The 22,623-nt window shown below is 45.1% G+C and carries 22 protein-coding genes; 16 read left to right on the forward strand and 6 right to left on the reverse strand.

Features of this window, described 5'->3' with window-relative positions; translation table 11 throughout:
• Positions 1 to 33 precede the first annotated feature (33 nt).
• Positions 34 to 2,148, forward strand: a complete 2,115-nt coding sequence (locus C1A02_RS00900; RefSeq protein WP_101696329.1) for a methyl-accepting chemotaxis protein — start codon at positions 34 to 36, stop codon at positions 2,146 to 2,148.
• Between the two features lie 263 nt (positions 2,149 to 2,411).
• Here C1A02_RS00900 and C1A02_RS00905 read toward each other — a convergent pair whose 3' ends face one another.
• Positions 2,412 to 3,233, reverse strand: coding sequence for an alpha/beta fold hydrolase (locus C1A02_RS00905; RefSeq protein ID WP_164997122.1), 822 nt, complete (start codon positions 3,231 to 3,233; stop codon positions 2,412 to 2,414).
• Positions 3,234 to 3,865: 632 nt separating this feature from the next.
• Between C1A02_RS00905 and C1A02_RS00910 the strand changes: the two genes are divergently transcribed.
• Entirely contained in the window at positions 3,866 to 5,683 is a 1,818-nt protein-coding gene (locus C1A02_RS00910) for a diguanylate cyclase (protein WP_101696331.1), read from the forward strand.
• 100 nt (positions 5,684 to 5,783) lie between these two features.
• Complete coding sequence (locus C1A02_RS00915) at positions 5,784 to 6,491, forward strand: MBL fold metallo-hydrolase (protein WP_101696858.1); 708 nt, start codon at positions 5,784 to 5,786, stop codon at positions 6,489 to 6,491.
• Positions 6,492 to 6,544: 53 nt separating this feature from the next.
• Here C1A02_RS00915 and C1A02_RS00920 read toward each other — a convergent pair whose 3' ends face one another.
• Positions 6,545 to 7,513, reverse strand: a complete 969-nt coding sequence (locus C1A02_RS00920; protein ID WP_101696332.1) for a helix-turn-helix transcriptional regulator — start codon at positions 7,511 to 7,513, stop codon at positions 6,545 to 6,547.
• A gap of 223 nt (positions 7,514 to 7,736) precedes the next feature.
• On the opposite strand from C1A02_RS00920, the gene C1A02_RS00925 reads away from it, so the two are divergent.
• The 9 genes from C1A02_RS00925 to C1A02_RS00960 all read left to right on the forward strand — a co-directional run bounded on the left by C1A02_RS00925 (position 7,737) and on the right by C1A02_RS00960 (position 14,834).
• Positions 7,737 to 8,339 (forward strand): MptD family putative ECF transporter S component, encoded by a 603-nt coding sequence (locus tag C1A02_RS00925; protein WP_207204862.1) that lies wholly within the window; start codon positions 7,737 to 7,739, stop codon positions 8,337 to 8,339.
• The gene (locus tag C1A02_RS00930; RefSeq protein ID WP_101696334.1) at positions 8,340 to 9,059 is read left to right on the forward strand and encodes an energy-coupling factor transporter transmembrane component T family protein; all 720 of its coding nucleotides are present in this window, start codon (positions 8,340 to 8,342) and stop codon (positions 9,057 to 9,059) included.
• A gap of 14 nt (positions 9,060 to 9,073) precedes the next feature.
• Positions 9,074 to 10,555: an ABC transporter ATP-binding protein gene (locus C1A02_RS00935; protein WP_101696335.1), complete on the forward strand. Its 1,482-nt coding sequence runs from the start codon at positions 9,074 to 9,076 to the stop codon at positions 10,553 to 10,555.
• A 248-nt stretch (positions 10,556 to 10,803) separates the two neighbouring features.
• Complete coding sequence (locus C1A02_RS00940; protein WP_243577871.1) at positions 10,804 to 11,352, forward strand: dihydrofolate reductase family protein; 549 nt, start codon at positions 10,804 to 10,806, stop codon at positions 11,350 to 11,352.
• 168 nt (positions 11,353 to 11,520) lie between these two features.
• Positions 11,521 to 12,339: a MerR family transcriptional regulator gene (locus tag C1A02_RS00945; RefSeq protein WP_101696336.1), complete on the forward strand. Its 819-nt coding sequence runs from the start codon at positions 11,521 to 11,523 to the stop codon at positions 12,337 to 12,339.
• A 229-nt stretch (positions 12,340 to 12,568) separates the two neighbouring features.
• Positions 12,569 to 12,751, forward strand: a complete 183-nt coding sequence (locus C1A02_RS13675) for a hypothetical protein (RefSeq protein WP_243577872.1) — start codon at positions 12,569 to 12,571, stop codon at positions 12,749 to 12,751.
• A gap of 6 nt (positions 12,752 to 12,757) precedes the next feature.
• On the forward strand, positions 12,758 to 13,030 hold the full coding sequence (locus C1A02_RS13680) for a GNAT family N-acetyltransferase (protein ID WP_306437203.1): 273 nt from the start codon (positions 12,758 to 12,760) through the stop codon (positions 13,028 to 13,030).
• A 256-nt stretch (positions 13,031 to 13,286) separates the two neighbouring features.
• Positions 13,287 to 13,865, forward strand: coding sequence for a nitroreductase family protein (locus C1A02_RS00955; protein WP_101696337.1), 579 nt, complete (start codon positions 13,287 to 13,289; stop codon positions 13,863 to 13,865).
• Between the two features lie 48 nt (positions 13,866 to 13,913).
• A complete protein-coding gene (locus C1A02_RS00960) occupies positions 13,914 to 14,834 on the forward strand; it encodes an RluA family pseudouridine synthase (protein WP_101696338.1) in 921 nt (306 codons plus the stop codon).
• Positions 14,835 to 15,149: 315 nt separating this feature from the next.
• On the opposite strand, the gene C1A02_RS00965 is transcribed toward C1A02_RS00960, so the two are convergent.
• From C1A02_RS00965 to C1A02_RS00975, 3 genes are read right to left on the reverse strand one after another with little or no spacing between them, the layout of a single operon-like run.
• Entirely contained in the window at positions 15,150 to 16,154 is a 1,005-nt protein-coding gene (locus C1A02_RS00965; protein WP_101696339.1) for an ATP-binding cassette domain-containing protein, read from the reverse strand.
• Positions 16,151 to 16,852 carry a GTP-binding protein gene (locus tag C1A02_RS00970; protein ID WP_101696340.1) on the reverse strand — a complete coding sequence of 234 codons (702 nt, stop codon included), beginning with the start codon at positions 16,850 to 16,852 and terminating at the stop codon, positions 16,151 to 16,153. The genes C1A02_RS00965 and C1A02_RS00970 overlap by 4 nt, the downstream gene beginning before the upstream one ends.
• A 5-nt stretch (positions 16,853 to 16,857) precedes the next feature.
• On the reverse strand, positions 16,858 to 18,093 hold the full coding sequence (locus C1A02_RS00975) for an ABC transporter substrate-binding protein (RefSeq protein ID WP_101696341.1): 1,236 nt from the start codon (positions 18,091 to 18,093) through the stop codon (positions 16,858 to 16,860).
• Between the two features lie 454 nt (positions 18,094 to 18,547).
• Here C1A02_RS00975 and C1A02_RS00985 point away from each other — a divergent pair, with 454 nt between their 5' ends.
• The 4 genes from C1A02_RS00985 to C1A02_RS00995 all read left to right on the forward strand — a co-directional run bounded on the left by C1A02_RS00985 (position 18,548) and on the right by C1A02_RS00995 (position 20,635).
• The gene (locus C1A02_RS00985; protein ID WP_101696343.1) at positions 18,548 to 19,174 is read left to right on the forward strand and encodes a hypothetical protein; all 627 of its coding nucleotides are present in this window, start codon (positions 18,548 to 18,550) and stop codon (positions 19,172 to 19,174) included.
• Between the two features lie 128 nt (positions 19,175 to 19,302).
• The gene (locus C1A02_RS13810) at positions 19,303 to 19,431 is read left to right on the forward strand and encodes a hypothetical protein (RefSeq protein WP_279385490.1); all 129 of its coding nucleotides are present in this window, start codon (positions 19,303 to 19,305) and stop codon (positions 19,429 to 19,431) included.
• Positions 19,432 to 19,932: 501 nt separating this feature from the next.
• Complete coding sequence (locus C1A02_RS00990; RefSeq protein WP_101696344.1) at positions 19,933 to 20,283, forward strand: hypothetical protein; 351 nt, start codon at positions 19,933 to 19,935, stop codon at positions 20,281 to 20,283.
• The gene (locus C1A02_RS00995) at positions 20,276 to 20,635 is read left to right on the forward strand and encodes a hypothetical protein (protein ID WP_101696345.1); all 360 of its coding nucleotides are present in this window, start codon (positions 20,276 to 20,278) and stop codon (positions 20,633 to 20,635) included. Before C1A02_RS00990 ends, C1A02_RS00995 begins: the two co-directional genes overlap by 8 nt.
• A gap of 90 nt (positions 20,636 to 20,725) precedes the next feature.
• On the opposite strand, the gene C1A02_RS01000 is transcribed toward C1A02_RS00995, so the two are convergent.
• The gene (locus C1A02_RS01000; protein WP_101696346.1) at positions 20,726 to 21,574 is read right to left on the reverse strand and encodes an Mrp/NBP35 family ATP-binding protein; all 849 of its coding nucleotides are present in this window, start codon (positions 21,572 to 21,574) and stop codon (positions 20,726 to 20,728) included.
• Positions 21,575 to 22,623: the final 1,049 nt, after the last annotated feature.

The following is a 22,623-nucleotide window of genomic DNA, read 5'->3' on the forward strand; positions in this document are numbered from 1 at the left end:
TTGGAAGGGTATTATGATAAAGGAGCTGAAAGAATGTTCAAAAGAAAAAAAGGTGGATCTGAGGCGGATGCATCGTATCTAAAATCGGTGCCATTAACAAGGCGAATGACTTTTTCAATTCCATTACAGCTACTTGTTATGACCATAGTGGTGATCTTTGCGATGATTTTGGCACTCAGTGTCAAGATGACTGCAATGGTTGAGCGCAGTATCAAAACAGAAATCACTTCTTTGGCAAAGAACGGCGCCGATCTGTCGGCAGATTATTTTGAGACAATGAAGACACGGGCCGATGCCCTGGCCGACACTCTCACCCAGTTGCACAGCGCAGATATTTCAGAACAGGAAAGAAAGCGTTTGCTGGAAAACATGATGCGGAGTGTTTTGGCCGATAATCGAATTTTCTCTGTTTACACGGCATGGGAGCCTAACACGTTGGCGGCGGATACCCCCAACGGGATTTCTTATTATTTTTATCGGAGTCAGTCTGACATCAGTTTGGATGTTTTCAATGATTACGACACCTATAGCGAAAGTGATTACTATGCGCCGGCTAGGAACAGCGAACACACCCATATCACAGAGCCGTACTCTTATCAGCTGACAAACGGTGAGCTGGTATGGCTGGTTACTATCAGTACACCCATGTTTACCGAATCCGGCCAATTTCTGGGGGTGTCCAATTGTGACATTATGGTGGATACCATTAACAATCTGGCATATGACATGGGGGGCAACAGCAGCGCTTATTGTTACCTTTTGTCTAACGAAGGGGTTTTTCTAGCCCATTCCAAAGAGAAGTCTTTGATGGGAACCAAATTTGGAGAAGGCGGCAAAGACACCCCGCTGCGCGATCAAATTCTTTCTGCGGCCAAATCCGGCGAGCAAAAGTTTTGGGAAAGCACAGACACTGTATTTGGAGAGGACTCTTATATCGTACATACCCCGGTTCAAATTTCGGGAATCACTACGCCGCTGTCCAGTGCTTTTGTGGTAACGAAATCAGAGGCTTTGCAAGAAGCACATTGGATTTTGGTGCTTTTGATCGGTTTGGGAGTTTTGGGAATCATCGGTTTGGGGATTGGAATTTCATGGACTCTAAAAAAAGCGCTGCGCCCCATTGAAACAGTGATTGAAGCGGCAGAGAATATGGAGCAGGGCAACCTCAGTTTGGATTTTCATATCAACTCGAAAAATGAATTGGGATATTTGGGGGATGTATTCCACAAAACAGCGCTGACATTGCGGACTTATATTCAAGAAATCTCTTGCCTGATGTCTAAAATGGCAGACGGGGATATGAGGATTTCTATCGAAAACGAGTATGTGGGGGATTTTGCCCCGATTCAGGCTGCGCTGCAAAATATATCGAATTCGATGAACCATACGCTGCACAAAATAGATTTGGCGGCAAATCAGGTCAATGCAGGGGCCTCTCAGGTGTCGGATGCTTCTCAGGCGCTGGCAGCCGGAGCCACGGAACAGGCAGCCTCGATTGAAGAGCTTTCTGCTTCGGTGACGAAAATTTCAGAGCAGGCGGAAGAAAACCTGAAAAATGTTCAGCTGACAGCTCGACTGGTGGAAGAAGCAAACCAGAAATTTCAAGTGGGCAATTCTTATATGAAAAATTTAGAAGGCTCTATGAGCGAAATTGATTCTGCTTCCACTCAAATCAGCAATATTACAAAAGTGATTGAGGATATCGCCTTCCAGACCAATATTCTTGCCCTGAACGCGGCAATTGAGGCGGCACGGGCAGGAACTGCGGGAAAAGGCTTTTCTGTGGTAGCCGAAGAAGTGAGAGAACTGGCAGCCAAATCTGCAAAAGCGGCGAAGGAAGCGGAGCAGCTGATTCAAAGGTCATCCAACATGGTTCAGGATGGAACACGCATTACCGAAGAAACAGCTCAAATTCTCAGTGATATTTTTGAAACGGCCAGTAAAATCGGAGAAATCACTCAACATATTGAAACGGCATCCCAAGAACAAACCGCTGCGATTGATCAGGTTTCTCAGGGACTTTCTCAGATTTCGGCTGTGGTTCAGACCAACGCCGCCACTTCAGAAGAAAGCTCTGCTTCCAGTGAAGAGCTTTCCGCTCAGGCAGAGGTGCTTCATCAAGAGATGTCTAAATTTCAAATTTTCTAAGAGACTTAATGATATCTGAAAGAAAGTTTAGTACAGTAATGAGAACGCACCCGTTCTCTAGCCGATAACGAAAGTATTTGGGAACTATGATCCCGAAAAAGAGAAGCAGGGGAAGTTAGGCAGGAAGTGCCGGGCCCTTGCTTCTCTTTCGTTCTTTGTTTTTTACGGTAATTATCTAGATTGAAAAGTCGATTTTTCAAATAGTTTCTCAAACTAAAGTGATCTGAAAAGTCCATCAGGCTTTCCAGATCACTTTGTTTTATTTATGACAGTTCTTTTAGCAGTTCCAGAAACGCCTTAAAGATACTTTGAATATGCAGGCTGGCTTCGGGGATTAAATCTGTGGTGTCAATCTCTTGAAACACAGCGTTAGAAAGCAGTGTCGGCATTTCTTTTGCGGCATGAAAAGGAACCATTTCATCCAAAACAGCGTGATGCAGTGAAACGGGCTGATGAATCGCCGAAAGATTCAGTTTCCAGGGCAAGCGCTGCAATTTGCTTTCCTGTGACATGCCAAAGCAATTCTGATCGATAATTTCCTGCAAGGTTTGAATCACATGCCGGGGAACCGTTTCATCGGCCTGTTGTAATGCAGCGGTAAGTTGAGCGGTATATTGTTCCTGTATGGTGCTCACCGGTTCAACCACATAGTTTTGATAGGCGGTTTGAGCCTCTTCGGAGTAATGACGGAAAATAGAATCTTCATATACGGCGGGAACTCCGCCCAGAATCCAAATCTTTTGGGTGGCCTGCGGTAAGGCAAGGGCTGTAGCATAGGCATAGGGAGCCCCGGCAGAGCACCCCACCACCTGAAAGGAGTTTAACTGGAGCTGTGATGCAGCCTGCTGAACCAGTGGAATCCATTCCGATACGCTGTTCATGGGGATGGGTGTGGATTCTCCGTAACCGATCCGTTCGATAATAATACAGCGAACATCTGCCTTTTCGATGGCAGAGATCCACTCTTGGCCCAGCCAGGAACTTCCGGCAAGTCCGTGAAAGAAAAGCAGGGTGTTGCTGCCGTTTCCATAAGTTTGATAACTGAGCTGCCGGTTATTTTCTAACATGCAGATTTGTTTGCTCATTGGATTCATCCTTCCCGATGCTGTTTTTGAAGAGATAGGTGGTTTGCAGCTGCTGATTGTTCTAAAAAGAAAAATAAGTTAGAATTGACTAACTAAAGCGTATCAAAGGGTGAATTAAAAGTCAATGCCCTTTGGTTTAACGGCGGAAGAACAATTTTGAAAAGATTAATTATTTTTTACTTGACGTATCCCGAGGGCAATGCTATATTGTCAATTTATAACTGGTCTGTTAAACTTTTTGATAAGACACCCGAAACAGGTATTTTTTATTGATGAAAAAGCGTATGCTTTACAGACATTAGCCCTTTCTTACCAAGGAAAGAAAATCTGTCGGTAAAAAGGACATTTGCCACTCATTTTTGTTTTTACATGAAGACTCTCTAATTTGTTCGATGTCTGGCCATATGTGAAAAATAGCAGGAATAACGGGTAAAACCTGCGGCGCGAACGCTTTGCAGGAACACGTTTCAAACAAGTGGAATAGAAAAGTCTTTGCGGGAAGCAAAGCCTGGAAAATCTGCACGTTTTTCTGCTGCTAAAAGCCTTAAGGGAAATCTTTGAATGTTTAAGCGACATCACCCGTTTGGCCGGGCCTTTCTGTGACTATTCCAATTGTTTTGGGGGAGAGTTTATTGTATTGTCGTATTTTAGAAGCGTTTCGCCGCATTCATTTGAGGACAATGGTTATTATTTCCGTTACTGTTTCTGTAATATCCGTAGCGGTTGTGTTTTATATCCAAAGTTATTCGTTCTTTTCTTCGATAAAACAAGATTTTGCAGTGGATATGGAACAAAAAGTACGCCAAAGTATTTTTGAAAATCTGGATAGTTACCTGAAGATTCAGGAGAGCCTGAATCAGCTGAATACTGCCATTGCCGGTACAGGGCAGTTGGACCTTTGGGATGAACAAAAACTTGCCGATATTCTGCTCAAAGAAGTGGCAGAAAATAGTCTGGTGGATTCTGCCTATTTTGCCAACGAGGTGGGCGGAGTGGTGTCTGTTGGGCAATATCACGATCAGTATACGATTTCTTGGAAGCAGGGCATGAAAGATGGAGAATTGTATGTTTACAGTGCCGATCGCCATGGGGATTTGCTTCATCTTATCCGAACAGAGCCAAATTACGAACCCCGCTTGCGCCCCTGGTATTCAGAGGCCAAACGGCTGAAGGATGCGTTTTGGACCAATGTGTATGTGGGCAACAGTGTGCCTGCCTTGATGATTTCGAATTCACTGCCTCTTTTGGACGAGCAAGGAAATGTGGTGGGGGTTTTTGGTACCGAAATTCTGCTGGAGCGTTTTTCAGAATATCTGCGCACTCTTTCGATTAGCCCCAATGGCAAGGCGTATTTGGTGGAACCCGGTGGAATGCTGATTGCATCTTCCTCTCAAGAGCCAAATTTGCTTTTTCAGCAGGAAGAATTAGTGCCGATTCAGGCGCAGTATTCTTCAGACCCCATTCTCAGCGGCAGTTGGAATCTGATTCAGGAACAAATTCAGAAGGAGGGCGCTTTTCAAAACAACACCCAAGAATACCGGTTGGAAGAAGAGAATTATTATTTAGACATCAGCTGTTATTATTATAAAGATGCGCTGAGATGGTATTTGATTATTGCGGTGCCCAAAGGGGATTATAACCAGCACAACAGTATGTTGTTTTTAAAGCTGACTGCAACGGCGGCGGCGTTTCTGGCAATGGCATTTGTGTTGGGTGTGTTAATGGCCAAAAAAATCTTGCATCCCATTCGGATGCTGAATCGCAGTGTTTTGGAGATTTGCAGTGGAAAATGGGGGGCGCAGATTCCAACCGACCGCAGCGATGAACTGGGGGAGCTGACCTGTTCTTTTAATCAAATGTCAAAGACTATTGAAGAATCTTATGAGTCGTTGCTGTGGCAAAAGAATGAACTGGAATACCTGAATGCCAATCTGGAAGAGATTGTTCGCCGGCGAACAAAAGAATTGCAGATTTTATCCATAACAGATGAGTTGACTGGAATTTACAATCACCGGTATATTGTAGAGACACTAAAGAACAAAATGAACGGATGGAAAAAGGATGGGGAGCCTTTAGCGATCGGAATTTTTGACATCGATTTTTTCAAACAAATTAACGATACCTATGGGCATTTGGAAGGCAATCAGATTTTGATTACCCTATCCCAATTTTTAAAGAAAAATATTCGTTACGAAGATGTGGTGGGGCGGTATGGAGGCGAAGAGTTTTTGCTGATTATGCCGAATACAACATTGGAAGAAGCTTATCAGTTGGCGGATGCCCTGCGGGAGGAAGCCAGTCATTTACAGATGGGGCAAAGCCAGATTCGGATGACGTTCAGTGGCGGCATCGCCGCCTGCGAATCAAATAATGTAGATGAGATCATCCGGGTTGCCGATGCCAAGTTGTATCAGGCCAAAGCACAAGGACGCAACCGGATTGTATCATAACAGCGGGGTAAGAACACTCACTGGGGCAATTCAGCGGTTTTTGCTCAAAACAACAGACATTCGTTTAAAAACTTTAAAAGTAAAAATGGAGATAAATGAAATGAAAAATATTATTATGCTGGAAATCCCTTTTTCGTTTGGGGAAGTAAATGACGTGATTTATCCGGTTTTGTTGCAGGATGAAAAAAACTTGGTTTTGATCGATTGCGGCTATATCGGTTTTTTACCTTTGATCGAGCAGGCTATCGAAGACAAAGGGCTTGACTGCCATCGACTGACCCATGTGGTAATTACCCATCAGGATCACGATCATATGGGTGCTTTGTGGGCGCTGAAACAGAAATATCCGCAGGTTCAGGTAGTGGCCAGTGAAGTGGAAGCACCCTATATTTCCGGAACAGAGAAATCACTGAGATTGGTGCAGGCAGAGCAGATGCAGGAGCTTTTGCCCGAGGAACAAAAAGAATTCGGCCTGAAATTTTGCGAGCTGTTAAGAAGCGTAAAGACTGTTCCGGTGGATTGCTGTGTTAAGGATGGGGATGTTCTGGATTGGTGCGGCGGTTGCAAAGTCATTGCCACACCCGGCCATACCCCGGGGCATCTTTCTTTTTCTTTGGAAGAAGGCCGAACCATTGTGGCTGGGGATGCGGCAGTGCTGGAAAACGGCAGGCTGATTGTGGCGAATCCCCAGTTTGCGCTGGATTTGGAACAGGCGAAGCAGTCCTTTCAAAAAATAACAGAAAGCGGCGCCCAGAAAATCTATTGTTATCATGGCGGGTTATGGCAAACCCCAGAAGAAACGAAATAAGAATCCGGGCCATTCCAAAAAGGAATGGCCCGGATTCTTTCTGTTGGCAGCTGTTATTTTCCAATCCAAGACAGCTTTCGGTATTCAAAAGGATGCAAGCCGGTGTTTTTGCGAAACAGCACGGAAAATCGGCTGGCACTGCGATATCCAACGGTTTGCGATATTTGCCCGATGCTGAAATCGGTGTGAGTCAGCAAATGTTCTGCCTGACGGATTCTGCATCGCTGAATGTATTCGGTGATCGTGCAATGGTGCATTTGGCGAAAGACTGTTTTCAGCTTTGTTTTTCCCATGCAGGCTATTTTACAAAGCTGTTCCAGTTTTAAATCCATTGAAAAATGGCTGTCGATATAAACCGTTACTGCCTCCATTTGTTCAAAATCCAGCTGCGAAATTCGGGTTACTTGTCGGGAAGGGCACAGCTTTGTTTTTTCCACAATCAAAGATACGGCCTCAGCGGCTTTTCCCTCATAAAATAGCCTGGCAGCCATCCCCGTTCCCCGGTATTGTTTTACCTGGTGCAAGAGAAGAAGCATTTCTGGGAATACGGCGGTTTCATCCCAATTGATAAAAGCAGAGCAGGGGTTTCGGTAATCCTCGGGGTATTTTTCCGGTAAGTAGGTTTCGTAATAATCGGGTGTGATTTCAATTCCGATCGACCGGACAGGAACTTCTTTATGAATCAGGGCGTGGTATCCCCGGGTTGCACTGCAATATACCTGCAAGCAGTCGCCGTTTAATCGCCTATAAGGGTTTATCTCGGCTCCCGAGATGGATTCAAAATAAGTCATGCTCAGATATTCCGGCATGTTGCAGTCAATTAAAAAATCATCATGAAGAATGAAATCATGGATGGTAAACGAGAATAGATTTTGAAAGCTGTAAATCCAATAATATCCCGTTCCGATATCGGGATGGATTTGAAAGCACTGGCCTTCCGCGTTATATTGCGGAACAGCACACTTTTTTTCAAAACCGTTTTTCAGCAGATAAGGAATCCGAGCTTGTTCCACCACATTCATTTTATCACCTGTTTCACTGGATTGGACGAACTTTTATCTCAATAAGCCAGAAAGCCCCAAAACACATTGCGCCGGGCTGTCATTTTCCTTTATACTATACTATCAGTTAGTTTTAGCTAACCAGTAATACTGTATCATTTTGCAGATGCCTTGTCAATGTGGGCCGGGCGCTGAAAATGGGTGGAAAAACTTGCCGAAGCAACGAAACAAAAGGAGAATGAAAATGGAATATCAATCGCTGAAAAAGGGACTTTCGGTTCGGGATTTGATTACAACGGGCATTTTCTGCGCGCTGTTTTTTGTAACAACCATGGTGGGAGGCATGCTGTTTGCTCCGAATCCAGTGCTTACTTATTTGACCCCTCTTGCCATTGCACTGGTCAGCGGGCCGGTTTATATGCTGATGGTAGCCAAGGTTCCGAAACACGGCCCGATTCTGATTTTGGGTGTGGTAATGGCAGTTATTATGTTTGTGACGGGAATGTTCTGGATGTGGTGTGTCGCTTATTTAATTTTGGCAGTGGTGGCAGAACTCATTTCCGGAGCAGGAAAATTCCAGAGCAGCAAGCTGAACATTTTGGGATATGTGGTGTTTTCCCTAAATCCCATCGGCTCTTACATGATGCTTTGGATCAATCAAAAAGCGTATGCTGATTACCTGATTGCTAAGGGAACGGAACCTTCTTATATGACCACCATGCTTTCTACCATGCAGGGCTGGATGCTGCCGGCCATGATTGTGGGCACGGCGCTGTGCGCTTTGGCCAGTGCGCTGCTTGGCAAAAAGCTTCTTAAAAAACAATTTCAAAAAGCGGGTGTTGTTTAAATGAAGCCCGTTTTCAAAACAGGTTCTTCTTCCAAAGGAATCTCGATAGACCCCCGCACCAAGTTGTTTTTGCTTTTGGTGGGGAATATTACGGTGATGGTAACCCCGTCGCTGGCCTTTGAAATTGGAATGACTGCAGCTATTTTGGTGTTTGGTGTTTTGAGCGGCGTGACCCGGTTTTCCCTGAAAATGGTGGCAGGCTATGGAATGATTCTTATCATACAGTTGGTTTGTGCCGAATATCTTCTCAATGGTCTTGGGACTTTAATTGTCACTTTTGCCATTTTCATGCGCAAAATCTTCCCTTGTGTGATGCTGGGCGGCATTCTGGTTTCTACCACACGCGTCAATGAATTTATGGCGGCCATGAATCGAATTCATATGCCGCGCAGTGTGACCATTCCATTTGCGGTGATGCTGCGGTATTTTCCCATGATTTCAGAAGAATGGTCTATGATTAAGGATGCCATGCGTATGCGGGGCGTGTCGCCGGATTTGGCTGGCTTTTTTCGCAGTCCTATGTTAACAGTGGAATGTATTTATGTGCCGCTTCTGCTTTCGGCAACTAAAATTGCAGACGAGCTTTCCGCAGCGGCGGTAACCCGGGGAATCGAAAATCCGGGGCAAAGGACTTGCCTGAAACCGCTGCGGTTTCAGTTTGCCGACGCTGCTTTTGCACTGTTTTTCACAGTCCTTTTGGGCGCTGCGGTCATTTGGTAAAGGGGGTGAACCCATTGATTTCAATGAAAGATGTTTCTTTTCAATACCAGTCTGGGAAGGACGAAGGACTGGAGAATTTTTGCCTGACAATTGCGCCGGGGGAATGTGTTTTGCTCTGTGGCAGGAGCGGCTGTGGAAAAACAACGGTCACCCGTTTGATAAATGGGCTGGTTCCCCATTTTTATCCGGGAATGTTACAGGGACAGGTGACGGTAGGGGGGATGGAAATCGCGCAAACCCCTATGTGCCAAATTGCGCAGGAAGTGGGTTCTGTTTTTCAAAATCCCCGCACTCAATTTTTTAACGTGGATACTGACAGTGAAATCGTTTTCGGTATGGAAAACCTTTCGTATCCTCGGGAACAAATGGAGGAGCGGCTCAATCAGATTTCAGAGGAGCTGAAAATTGGCAACCTTTTGGGCAACAGTATTTTTGAGCTGTCCGGCGGTGAAAAACAGAAGATTGCTTTTGCGTCGGTTTACGCCATGAATCCAGATGTATATTTGATGGATGAGCCATCCTCTAATTTGGACACCGATGCCATCGAAGATTTTAAAAGAACGTTGTTTCTGCTGAAAGAACAGGGGAAAACCGTGGTGATTGCAGAACACCGGCTCTATTATCTAAAAGATTTAGTAGACCGCATTGTTTATATGGATGAAAAAAAGATTGCGGGAATTTACCGGCCGAAAGAGTTTCTGCAATTGACTCAGAAGCAAAGAGCCGGGATGGGGCTTCGCACTATGGAACTGGACGATTTGGCGGTAAGAAAAGCGGAACCCGTGCAAAAGGCTCCTGTTCTGGAAATCAAAAACCTTAGCCTGTTCCATAAATCCAGATGTGTTCTGGAGGGGATTTCTGTCAGCGCAGCGCCGGGTGAGGTAATCGGTGTGATTGGGCATAACGGCGCGGGGAAATCTACTTTTTTAAGAACTTTGTGTGGTTTGCACCGCCAATATGAAGGTGAGTTTTGGTGGAAGGGAAAGCGGGTCGGGGATAAAGAACGGTTAAAGCTTTCTTATTTGGTGATGCAGGACGTGGGGTACCAGCTGTTTGCCGAAAGTGTGGAAGAAGAATGTATGTTGGGAATCCGGAACCCGGATTCGGCTTTGTGCGATTCCACTTTGCGCCAGCTGGAGCTGGAGCCTTACCGCAAACGACATCCCAACACGCTGTCCGGCGGGCAAAAACAGCGCACTGCCGTGGCGGTGAGTGTCATTTGCAAAAAAGAAATCTTAATTTTTGACGAACCCACCAGTGGTTTGGATTATGACAGTATGATTCGGGTGTCTCAATTGATTTCTCGCTTGGCACAAGAAGGAAAAATGATATTTGTCGTTACTCACGACTATGAGTTTTTAACGGCTGTGTGCAGTCGGGTGCTTCATTTGGATGAAGGGAAGCTTCAATCCGATTTTTTGATGGATTCCTCTTGTGAAAAAAGGCTTCAGAACTTTTTTCTGCCGGATGTGCGAGAAACGACAGGCTGCCCTTGAGCAAAATACGGCTCGGCGAAAACCCAAGTAACCAAATGGAATAAAAGACTGCTTGTTGCTCCCTGTATGGAGGTATATAATACTTTCATATAGGGACACTTTTTTGTAAGTGATTTATGTTACCGCAGAGTGCGGCATGTTTCAATTGTGCTTTAGATGTATTTTAGGGCATCGTTATCGCTGAACTTTGAGAACGAAAGCGGGCAGATGATAAAAACAGCATCCCGAGAAGGGGCGAAGAAATCAAAGTGGAAAGAAAGACGGTTTTATATATTGCGATGAGTTTGGATGGCTATATTGCCGATGCAAAGGGCGGGGTGGCATGGCTGGGCGGTCATGAAACAGAGTACGGCGGCGATTACGGCTATGGGGAGTTTATCCAAGAAGTGGATACGGTTTTAATGGGGTGGAATACCTATCATCAGGTGGTCACAGAGCTTTCCCCAGATGAATGGGCCTATCCGGGGCTGGAATGTTATGTATTTACCCATCGTCAAATAAAAAATACAAAAGACGTGCAGTTCCTTTCTGGGGATGTCTCTCAATGGGTACGCCGTTTTAAGGCGCAGCCGGGGAAGAAAATCTGGGTTTGTGGCGGTGCCCATTTGATTCACCAGCTGATGGAGGAAGACTTAATTGACGAGTACCGCCTGACAATCATGCCGATTCTTTTGGGGGAGGGGACTCCTTTGTTTTCTCAAGGACGCTCTTGTTTTCCCTTGGCGTTACAGGATAGCAAAGAGGAAAACGGCGTGGTGGAGGTTTGTTATACCCGCCGCAAAGCCGAAAGAAGATAAGCCCGGGCGCTTCTTTTGGCCAGTGCAGAGTGTTATCTTCTATTTCGTGACAACCTTTCTTTGAAAAGATTTCTGTTTTATTCTCTTTTAAGCGATTGACTCTCTCACTGTGAGATGCTTTATACTGAACAGGAGCTCAAAAACACACAGATATGTGAGGTTATCATTATGCTGAAAATTGGTGATTTTTCTAAACTGTCCCGAATCAGTATCCGTATGCTGCGCCATTATGATGAGATTGGTTTGCTTGTTCCGCAAACTGTGGATGAATGGACCGGATACCGGTATTACAGCGAGTCACAGCTGCCGCTTGCCGCACGAATTCAGGCACTGAAAGAGATGGGCTTTGGCTTGTCTGTGATTACCGAACTTTTAAAAGTCTATGGGGATCCCCAGTCGCTTCGGGAATATCTTCAGCTGCGAAAGTCGGAGATTTTGGATCAGGCGGAAAAAACAAACCGTCAGCTTCGCATTCTGGAAACCACCATCAATCGATTGGGAAAGGATGAAACAGGAATGGAGTACAATGTAACGCTGAAAGAGATACCACAGCGGTATGTGGCAAGTGTCAGGCAGGTGATTCCGGCTTATGAGCAGGAGGGGACTTTGTGGCAGCAGATGATGACAGAAACGGCACCCCAAAAGCTTCGCTATGCAAATCCCTGCTATTCAATGGCTGTGTTTCACGATGCAGAGCATAAAGAGCAGACGCCTGACGTGGAAATTCAAATGGCTGTGGAGGGAAAATACCAAAACACAGAACATGTGGTGTTTCAAACCGTGCCCGCCGTGCAAGTGGCTTCTGCCATTTATCAGGGAAGTTACGATCAGGTGACCGAGGTAAACCGGGCTGTGGCCAATTGGGTTCGGGATAACGGTTATGTTTTTTCTGGCCCCATGTTCTGCATTTATCATGTAAGCCCGGCACAGACCAACAACCCGGAAGAACTGGTGACCGAGGTTTGCTATCCGGTAGAAAAATCTTGAAAAAGCCCAAACCCTGCTCATGAAAAATGAGCTGAAACCATCTATTTTATCATTGAATTTGTCAGGCCGCCTGTTTATCGACAGGCGGCCTGATTTGATGGGAATGTTCAAATCAATTAAAAAATTAAAACGGGCATAAATTCCATGCTATCTTTTTTCATGCTCATTCGTTATAATAAGTCCTGATTCCAAAATGAAAACGTGACACAGAATCCGGAAAGGAAGAAAAATGAAGATCAGAAAAGCGGTTGCTGCGGATATTGATTCGGTAAATGATTTATATCCAATCCTTTTTCAAAAGATGGCCGAACTTCAGCCGGACTATTTTAGAAATGCAGAACAAGACATTGCATTTTTAAAAAAGATAATCGAAGCGGAAGAAGCGGATCTGCTGCTGGCGGAAGAAAATTAGAAACTGCTGGGGTTTGCACTGATTCAGCAGCAAGAGACACCGCCTTATCGATGTATGGTGCCCCATCGTTTTACCTATTTAACGGATCTGGTGGTTGACCCTTTGGAACAGGAAAAAGGTATCGGAACAATTTTGATAGAAGAAGTGAAACAGTGGTCAAAAAAAAAGGGCTCTGATTATGTGGAGCTCGGTGTTTTAAGTCAAAACCGACGCGCAATTGCGCTGTATGAAAAGATGGATTTTGAGGAATGTATGAAAACCATGAGAACGAAACTGTAAAAATCTTTAAAAACAGCAGCATAATAGAGCGATAGGAATTGTGGATAGGGTTATGATTTGAGAATCGGTTTACTGTTCGGCAGGTTAGTGATGTGTGGGAAGAAAAGAACCATTTTTTGGAATAAACAGGATTCGGGCTTATCCTTTTTAAAATAGGGTACATTATTATTTAATAAATTTACAAAATCAGCAAGATTTTGCATTTTAATCCTTGTAAAATAAGAAAAAACCTTTTGTAGAGAGAGAAAGTGGTTCTATGAATGCTGTGTTGAAGAATATTATCACCAGACGGAGCATCCGCTCCTTTCAGGATAAGCAGGTTTTGGCAGAGGATTTGGATTTGATTTTGCTGGCCGGCAGCTATGCCCCCTCCGGCAGGGGCCTGCAAAGCTGGAAATTTACTGCTGTGCAAAATCCGCAGGTTTTGGGGAAAATAAATGAAACCATCCGGTTGGCTTTGCGTGAAGTTACACCGGGCCCCGAAACGCACCCCTATGTGGTAAGGCTGATTGAAAAAGCCAAACGCGAGGATTCGGAGTTCTTATTTCATGCGCCCACTTATCTTATTGTGTCCAATGAAGTGAAGAATGTGAACTCTATGGCAGATTCTGCGCTGGCTTTGGGCAACATGATGTTAGCGGCGCATTCCTTGGGCCTTGGTTCCTGCTGGCTCAATCATTTGCCGAATCTTCCCCCCACACAGCGGGTGCGCTCCCTGCTGACCGAGCTTAACATTCCAGAAACCCACAAGGTATTCGGCACCTTGGCTTTGGGGTATCCGAAAGATACTCCCCGGGCTGCCGAGCGAAAGGACGTCATTCATATTATTCGTTGATAGGGCGGGCTGTTTTCAGCCGCTCTTTACCAAATGAAAGGGGGATCTATGATAGAAAGAACAGGGATAGAGAAAAAAGGAAAAAAGAGGCAATGTGTACCGGTAGAACTGCGGGTGGAAGAACCCGCAATGCTGATGGATTTTCTGGTGAAAAATTTAAAGGGAAAATCCCGAAACAATGTAAAGTCCCTGCTGACCCGGGGCGCTGTGCTGGTGGAGGGGCGGCCCGCCGCACGATATGACCATCCGCTTCGTCCGGGGCAGACGGTACAGGTCAGGTGGGCTCCTCAGGCCCTGCAAAGAGGAGGGCGCCGACTGGAAATTTTGTATGAGGACGAGGAGCTTTTGGTAATCAACAAACCTGCCGGATTGCTGTCGATTGCCACAGATGAAGAAAAAAAACGGACGGCATATCATTTAATGACAGAACATGTGCGGGAGAATGATCCCGATAAACGGATCTTTGTGGTACACCGGCTGGACCGCGATACCTCTGGCGTTCTGCTGGCCGCAAAAACTCCGGAACTGAAATATGCCCTGCAGGAACAATGGGCTGATTTGGTGCTCACCCGGGGCTACACCGCTGTGGTAGAGGGTTGTCCCCAACCGTTGAGCGGCCGAGTTCACACCTGGCTGAAAGAAACAAAAACCACGCTCATGTATTCCAGTGAGCGCAGCGGCGATGGCCAAGAGGCGATTACCGATTATCAGGTGGTGGGAATGGCCCCCGGGAATGCTTTGGTAGATATCCGCCTGAAAACCGGCAGGAAGAACCAGATTCGCGTTCATATGAAAGAACTGGGATGTCCTGTGGTGGGCGATAAAAAATATGGGGCAAAAACCAACCCGTTTCACCGCTTGGGGCTGCATGCCGGAATTTTGGAATTGCGGCATCCGGTTACGGGGGAAATCCTTCGTTTTGAAGCAAAGGTTCCCACGTTGTTTTTCTCCATTCCCTTTCAGCGATAAGGCTGTTTTGACCCTTTTTCACAATACTGGAAATGGGAAGATAAAATAAAAACAGATGCGTCTTGAAGCGGCTTTTTAAAGCTACATCAAGGCGTATTTTGCATTGTGGCGAAAGTGAGAAATAGATGCTTTTTCTCCTGTTTTTGCAGCAATCAACCCAGAGAGCCGGTTATGATTCTTGATTAGGAAAAAGAAAAAGAGAACCACATTGATGTGGTTCTCTTAAAAATCAGGAGAATGAAGCCCTGTTTGAATCAGGCAGTGCAATTTTGGCGCTGCCTAATTTAAACGATAAAACAGAGGTTATCATTTTCGTTATGCCAAATCGGCAGTGGACAAAAAGTTGCCGTTTCGCAGTTTTTGGCGGGCGCCTTGAATGACCGAATCCATTTTTTCCAGTTCTTCCAGCAACTGTTTTTCTTCTTCACTGGTAGAAATAACTTTGTGGATGCCGCCGTTTTGAATCACGATTCGCTGATCTGCAATCAAAGCGAGCAGTGGGTCATGGGTAGCCATCAGAACGATTTTATCCTCTGCCACCAATAGCTTCAGCGCTTTTTTTCGGTCAATACCGGCGTTTTCGATTTCATCAATCAAAACAATGGGGGAAGCGCTTAAAATGGCGGTGTCGGCAATCATCAAAGCGCGGGACTGGCCGCCGCTCAGGCTGGTAACCGGGGTATCCATCTGGAACTGTTCGCCGGCCAGACGGTTGGCTTCTTCAATAATGCGGGCAATCACAGTGTCCGGATCTTCGCACAGGCGGCTTTGGGCGTGAAGCTGTAAGAAATCCTGTACGGTCAAATCCATGACAAAATTCATGTTTTGAGATAACTGGGCAACCAATTTGTTATTGGAAGAAAAACGCCACTTGTTGTCCGGCACTTCTTCGTTGATTAAAATGCTGCGGCCGGTGGGCGTATCGGCCTGTGCTGCCCATTCAATATCCGCCAAAAGGCGGCTTTTTCCGGATCCGGTGGGCCCAACGATAGAGATGATTTGAGAAGTGTTTACGGTAAGGCGTTCAAAGCCCTCGGGCTTGCCTGATTTATCGTGCCCCGGCAGGATGGTAAGAGAATGAACCAAAGCAGAAGGGCTCATTCCTAAAAACTCCTGCATCTGGCGGAGGAACACAGGTAAATCGGCTAAAAGACGTTCTTTGTCAATTGCCTGATCTTCCAGCTCTTGTATGCTGAAATGATCTAAAAACTGGGAGAAGGTCATGCTTTCGTAACCGGAAACATCCAGTTTATTCTGTTCAAAATAATCAGATACAAAAGGGGACTCTTTTAAAAGACGCTGAATGCTCCAGTCCATCATGATTTCCCCACCCCCAAATCGATTTTTTTCACATTGCCCAGCTGATACGCTTCGCCGATTCTGGTTTCACCCAGGCAGTAAGAGCAAAGCGCCGCAGGCATGGGGAAGCGCAGCTGCATTCCCTGAACGGAATCCACTTTTTGGGATTCATCGTACAGCAAGGTACCCAGTTCATAGGCGCCCTGGCCTGTCAGCCCATTTACATGCAAAGTGATGGCCCGTGGATTCACTGAGCTGACCCGCGAGGCGAATACTTCCCGTTCTGCCTGAGAAACAATGTCCCCTTTGGTGATTACCACCACGTCGGCCGATTTTAGCATCGGGCCGATTTTTTTTGGCGTATTAATACCCGACAGGTTGTCGATGACGCATACACCCTTGATTTCTTTTAAATAAGGGGAGCAGCGATTGCACAGGCCGGCAGATTCGCTGATGAGCAAATCCAGACCAATACTATTGCCCCAGCGCACGATTTCTTCAATGTTGGAAGCGAAGAAGTGGTCGGGACACAGGGCTCCCGAAAGCCCTTTCTTTACAGGCACGCCTGCTTTTTCATAAGCGATGTCATCATCGGTATAAAGGCAGTCAAATTTGACGACCCCCACTTTGATTCCGCGGCTTTGATAAGAGGCGATAGTTTTTAGGATAACAGAGGTCTTTCCCGAAGAGGGAGGACCCGAAAAAATAGTTAGATTCATAACGGTTACCTCTCCATAGCATCAAAAAAGATTTTTTCTGTGGTGTGAATCAATTCCCCGATATCATGTTCGTGAATATAGTCCCAACCCAGCCACAAGAAGCCCTGATCCTTCCGCAGGCGGTTGTCCACCATCGGGTTTGTGGAGGGGAACTTTCCGTTAAGCGACATCAGCTCGCCCACGTCTTTGGAGAAAAGGAAGTCTACAAAGGGCTTAACCTGCTCGCTGGATTTTTCTTTGGACAAGAGAAAAATCGGGCTGATAATGGCGCCTTCCTTGGGCCATACGGGAATGATGGGGCTTTTGGGGTCGATCATTTGGGTGAAGAAATACGGAGTAATAGAAACGGCGGGAATCTGTTCCTGCTGTTTGTGAGATTTCACCATCTGGGCCGGGTGCATGCTGCTCAGCATGGAACGCCCCAGCTTGCGAAGGCCCTCTTCCCCATAAAAGCGATAAATGTGAAGAATCAGCGTGTTGAACATGTCCAAATCCCGCACGGGAATAGACACGCTGTTTTCAAACTCGGGCCGCATTAAATCTTCCCAGCTTTCGGGGAAAGGACGATTGCCCAAAGCGGCAGTGTTGACCATCATAACAGCGGCTACCACACCGATAATCGTATACTGACCCAAAGGATCTTTTAAATTGATTTTGTCATTTTCAAAGTCAGGGTTCAGATGAGAAAGTCCCGAAATATCTTTAAATACACCCGCATCTTTATATTGCCCCATCAAGGTTTTATCGAAGAACAGGTCAAACCCTGCAGAAAGATATAAGTCGGACAAAGAATCCGGGTTGCCGCCGCTGGCCAACACCTTTTCTTTGGTGGAATCCAGCCCTATGCTGGCGGCTTTCAGGTCATAGTCCGCATTGGCGGCCAAATCGCTGTGTTCCCCCAGCCAGGATTCCAGCTTTTCCAAAAGAGGAAGACGGATGGGGCAGGGGAGCACGCCCTCAATTCGCACCTGAGCGCCGGTGTCTTTTTTCATGGCAGACAGCCCGGTGGAAGCAGCATACTGCCCTTGTTCAATGGTATCTATCATTTTCTTTAAAAAGAGTTCCGAATTCATTTTTTTGCTGCGCAATGCCATTTCCAGCGAAATGGTTCTTCCCAATGTTTTGCGCATCGCGTCATTTTTCAGGTTTTCAAACCCGTGAGCTGCCAGAAGGGCAATGGTCTCCGGGTATTTTTCTGTAATATCATAAATAGTGTCGGTTATTTTGAAATAATCGGCCATCATCATCGATCCTTTCTGGTCATTGCCTCAGCAGTGAATTTTCTTTTTGATTGTATTTGCAGTATAACAGTAAAAGTATTTGATGTATGTTGCAAAAGCAACATTAAAATAAATTTTTAAATTTTTATTGACAAAATAGCAAGAGAACGATACTATAACATATAAATCATATATATTTAAATTACATTTAAGCTTCTTTGCAGACGCCGGCATATTATGAAGAAACGAGACATGCATGTTTTCTTCTTGCCGAACGCCGTTTGAAATGGCATCATATGCGTGGTACATTTGCCCTGCATTCTATCAAGTTCGATGCCATTTGAGCGACAGAAACGGAATGTAATTATAGGTGGTTTGTGTTTCTATCTTTTCGTGTACAAAAGGGAGAATTTGGCTATGATTTGGCTGACAAAACAGGTTGTGCCTGAGATGTGAATGATAGGAGTGTGAGGTTATGGTTACACAGGAACTTTCCTTTCCAATCATTTGGGAAAATGGTTCACAAGCAGGATATGGCGGGAATCAGGAATGGTTTTTGCGGTCTTTTCAGAGGAAGGCTGGCTGTGCCAGCGTAACCGGAGCAAATCTGGCTGCCTATTATAGTGCCCAGTTTTCTGCCTGTGCCAGTCTGTATGAAGGGCAAACGGATCGATTTTCGAAAGAAGAATTTATTTCCGGTATGGAGGCGGTATACCGCTATATGACGCCGGGGCCGGCAGGATTCCCGGTGGCTCGGCGCTTTGCGAATCGTTTTTTGCGGTTTGCGGCAGATCGAGGAGTGAATTTTCAGACACACACCATGTTTTCTCGAAACAATTGGGAAGAACGGCTCGCTTTTGTCAAAACATCCATTGCCCAAAAGAATCCGCTGGCTTTGCTGATTCTGCGGCATCGGGCACCGGAAATGAAAGAGAATACCTGGCATTGGGTAACTATTACCGGGTGGATGCAGGACGCTAACGGGGAACAGGTGATCTTCTCGAACTATGGGGTACGCGAACAGTATAACGCACAGATGCTCTTTGAAAATCATCCCCAAAATGTAATCAAGATGGTGCGTTTTTCTCAGCCGTTGCCATAATTAGAAAAAGTTGTTTGGAATAGAAGAGCATGTAAAAAACAATTTAGGTGCGCCCAAAGAGGATTGGATTGGGCGCACCTCTTTCTTTTTTGGGTTAGAAGAAACTAACAATTAGAATGAGGAACTCTATGAATTTTAAAAGTTACTGGTTGAAATTAGAACGGTTTTATGAAGTAAAAACAGCTTATCACATTCAAATCAGCAGTGTCAATTCGATTACTGCATCATTTCAAAGCCGCTGCAAGGGGATAGCATGAAGTGAGGGGCGGTTTGTTAGAACATCAGTGCAAAGGAAAATCTGGTTTTAAAAGAGGTTGGAGTTCCCATTGGGTTTGCGTTTTTTGAGAAGATGGATTTTCCTGTTGGACTGGCTTGTTATTGAATTTCTATCACCGGGACAGGACGAATTTTCTGTTTAATCTTTGTATCGAATGGTTTGGGTTTTGCTCCAGACATATATTTTGTCCGATTATTTTAAGAAACAGGCATAGGGATACCAGAAAAATCGGTAATTCGCTGTTAGCCACAAATCAAAGAGAAAATTCTGCCTTAACCAACAAGCCCTTCCAAATGGGTTTCTTTCGTTTTATGAAAACCGATATGATGGTGATTTGAATGGGTAATTACTGTATATCAAACTCTTAGTGATTCAGCCGATATATCATTCAGAGCTAAGAAAATGATGAGACGGTAAGATCCGGTTTGGAAGAAACAAATCGATTGATTGTGGATTTGAAAAAAGAAAGGGTGGTTGTTGTATGTCTGGTTTTGGCATCGGTAAAATGACGGGTGCAAGTGTCGGGAATTCCTCGTTTTTACAAAGGCTTGGTGGGCCGGATTGGGAGAAGATTCCTCATAAAGGAATGAAGCGCCCAACCGAAGCAGAGTTTGACGGCATTGTTGACAAGCTGGCGAAATCATTGGCAGAGGCACGCTATGACCAGAATGACGGCAAATATCGAAATATAAGATCCATAGCGGAAAAAGCAACCGCACAGTATGTTTCGGTGGTATCACCTGATCGAAAAGCTCTTGCAAAAGAAGCTTCGCGGATGTCGCGGCCGAATTCTTCCCCCCAAAAATACAGAGGATCCCAAAAACTTGATTGATTATTTGAATATTAAGGATGGAATCGGAGCCTACCCCAATGAGGGACGTGCACGCGTTATGTCCCAATCTGGTGCAACCGTGGTTTTTTCCGGATCGGATTTGCAGCCAGATACTTTTGAAATAAAAAGCGGCCCGTTGGGGCAAACAGTTATGGGCTGTGCGGCAGGCAGCTGGTATTATGTGGCCCCCCCCCAAGAACAGGCGATGGAACAAAGTTTTCTTACCAGACTGAATGCGGCAGAGGATCAATATTATCGTCAATATTTAAATTCTGGGGCACCGGCTCATGTTCAAAAAGAAAATACGTTTTCTTCCACACCATCCGATTGTAAATTTGATTTTCGAATTTAGTCTATGGTTTCTATCAAGAAAGGGACTGCACACTAAAAACAGTGTGCAGTCCCTTTTGGTTATTAGAAAATTTCCCCGTGGATGTTAGAGCTATGCTTTTTGTGCTTTTTCCCAGCTCATTACCAGTTGAATGGTGGGTTCCAGCAGAGAAGCGCAATATCCTTCTATGTCTCCGTTGTCGCAGGCGGCAGCCAAGGCCGGATCAATGGGAAGTTTGGCTAAAACCTGAAGCTGGTGCTGCTCGGCAATTTCGTCCACGTGGCTTTCGCCAAAGACTTTTATTTTTTTGTCGCAGTCTGGACACTGCACATAAGACAGATTTTCCACCAGGCCTAAAATCGGAATGTTCATTTTTTCGGCCATGTTGACTGCTTTGGCCACAATCATAGACACCAGATCCTGCGGGGAAGTTACCAAAATAATCCCGTCCAAAGGAATGGACTGAAATACCGTCAATGCTACGTCGCCGGTGCCGGGCGGCATATCCAGAAATAACACATCCACATCGCCCCAAAGCACATCTTTCCAAAACTGCTTGACCACGCCGCCCACAATCGGGCCTCTCCACAATACCGGATCGGTGGTGTGGTCCAAAAGAAGATTCACAGACATCAGTTTAACGCCTGTGCCGCTGGTCACGGGAACGATGCCCAGATGATTGGCCACTGCCTTTTCGCTTACACCAAACATTTTGGGGATAGAGGGGCCGGTAATGTCCGCGTCCAAAACGCCGCTGGCAAGGCCCATTCGGTTTGCCAACACTGCCAGCATCGAGGTGACCGAGGATTTTCCTACGCCGCCTTTGCCGCTGACAACACCGATTACCTTTTTAATGCGGCTGAGCGGATGCGGCTGTTCCAACAGGCTGGCCGGCTCGGCGGTTCTTTGGGAACAATCACTGCTGCAGCTGCTGCAGGACTGGTTGCAGGTATCGCTCATGGTTTGCATGCTCCTTTAATTTTGGTTTCTGTTTGTGTTAAAATCATCACATAAAATGTATTGTTAGTATACTCCCTTTTAAGGGAAAGTCAACCGCCGGTTCCATCCCGAAAAGCAGTGATTTTATAAAAAATGCAAGCGTAAAACAAACTCGTAATATGATTTTAGTGTTGGCAATAAAACAACAGGATCAATTCTTATTTTAAGAAAAAAGTTTTCGTTAATACCATCGAAAAAGAATAAAAGCAATAAAACGGACTACAGATTTCACAGCGATATCACAAAAACTTTGTAATCATTTTATAATAAATTATTATCTTTTTTAATTATATTGACAAAGTTTATTTATTTGCATATAATTATGTCGTAAAATTACATATTATTAGAAATTCAGTAAAGAAAATTAGTTTTAATTACGAATCAGATGGATGAGATTTGGTTTGCCATCTATTGCGTTTCCAGTTGTGTTGATGGAATAGAAAACAATAACAATTGAAGATACCATCAGCCGGGGGCGTTTACTGTGATTATAAGATCCGCAGGCGATAATGCCCCCGGCTTGGAGAACTCCTCCTGCCGGGGGTCGCCTATTTTTTTGCCTTATCATCAGAATTTGAGAATCTTTTGAAAAGGCATTTGGCAGCCCGGGCAGCCAAACGGACTTATTTGCTCCGTTTTTTATCCTTTGCCCCCATTTCGCCCCTGCTTTTTGTGAATTCCCGTTTTGGTTGTTCACAAAGGGCGGGGGAGTTTTTTTGTTTGTTCCACAAAAGATTCGGGTTCCGGTTTTGTGCCGTGGGGGTTCTATCTTAGTAGAAAACCGTGACAGAATCCCTGTTTTTCTTACAAAAACATTCAGTGTATTTTTTAGCACAAAAATAAAAAGCCCTTCTGAATAAACAGAAGGGCTGCTTTTAAAATTTAAATATTAAGGCGTAAAATATACAAATATGATTAGTATGCCAGAATTATTCCAATTATATTTAAGGATATACTTGACAAATACAATATATTGTAATAAAATAATATACTGCATCATCATGGAAACG

The organism is Clostridium minihomine, from assembly GCF_900240385.1.
GTDB classification, from domain to species: domain Bacteria; phylum Bacillota; class Clostridia; order Oscillospirales; family Acutalibacteraceae; genus Faecalispora; species Faecalispora minihomine.

Coding starts and splice junctions, on each gene's coding strand:
- C1A02_RS00900 (WP_101696329.1), top strand. CDS start 34: ATGTTCAAAAGAAAAAAAGGTGGATCTGAGGCGGATGCATCGTATCTA.
- C1A02_RS00905 (WP_164997122.1), bottom strand. CDS start 3,233: ATGAGCAAACAAATCTGCATGTTAGAAAATAACCGGCAGCTCAGTTAT.
- C1A02_RS00915 (WP_101696858.1), top strand. CDS start 5,784: ATGAAAAATATTATTATGCTGGAAATCCCTTTTTCGTTTGGGGAAGTA.
- C1A02_RS00920 (WP_101696332.1), bottom strand. CDS start 7,513: ATGAATGTGGTGGAACAAGCTCGGATTCCTTATCTGCTGAAAAACGGT.
- C1A02_RS00925 (WP_207204862.1), top strand. CDS start 7,737: ATGGAATATCAATCGCTGAAAAAGGGACTTTCGGTTCGGGATTTGATT.
- C1A02_RS00930 (WP_101696334.1), top strand. CDS start 8,340: ATGAAGCCCGTTTTCAAAACAGGTTCTTCTTCCAAAGGAATCTCGATA.
- C1A02_RS00945 (WP_101696336.1), top strand. CDS start 11,521: ATGCTGAAAATTGGTGATTTTTCTAAACTGTCCCGAATCAGTATCCGT.
- C1A02_RS13675 (WP_243577872.1), top strand. CDS start 12,569: ATGAAGATCAGAAAAGCGGTTGCTGCGGATATTGATTCGGTAAATGAT.
- C1A02_RS00955 (WP_101696337.1), top strand. CDS start 13,287: ATGAATGCTGTGTTGAAGAATATTATCACCAGACGGAGCATCCGCTCC.
- C1A02_RS00960 (WP_101696338.1), top strand. CDS start 13,914: ATGATAGAAAGAACAGGGATAGAGAAAAAAGGAAAAAAGAGGCAATGT.
- C1A02_RS00965 (WP_101696339.1), bottom strand. CDS start 16,154: ATGATGGACTGGAGCATTCAGCGTCTTTTAAAAGAGTCCCCTTTTGTA.
- C1A02_RS00970 (WP_101696340.1), bottom strand. CDS start 16,852: ATGAATCTAACTATTTTTTCGGGTCCTCCCTCTTCGGGAAAGACCTCT.
- C1A02_RS00975 (WP_101696341.1), bottom strand. CDS start 18,093: ATGGCCGATTATTTCAAAATAACCGACACTATTTATGATATTACAGAA.
- C1A02_RS00985 (WP_101696343.1), top strand. CDS start 18,548: ATGGTTACACAGGAACTTTCCTTTCCAATCATTTGGGAAAATGGTTCA.
- C1A02_RS13810 (WP_279385490.1), top strand. CDS start 19,303: ATGAATTTTAAAAGTTACTGGTTGAAATTAGAACGGTTTTATGAAGTA.
- C1A02_RS00990 (WP_101696344.1), top strand. CDS start 19,933: ATGTCTGGTTTTGGCATCGGTAAAATGACGGGTGCAAGTGTCGGGAAT.
- C1A02_RS01000 (WP_101696346.1), bottom strand. CDS start 21,574: ATGAGCGATACCTGCAACCAGTCCTGCAGCAGCTGCAGCAGTGATTGT.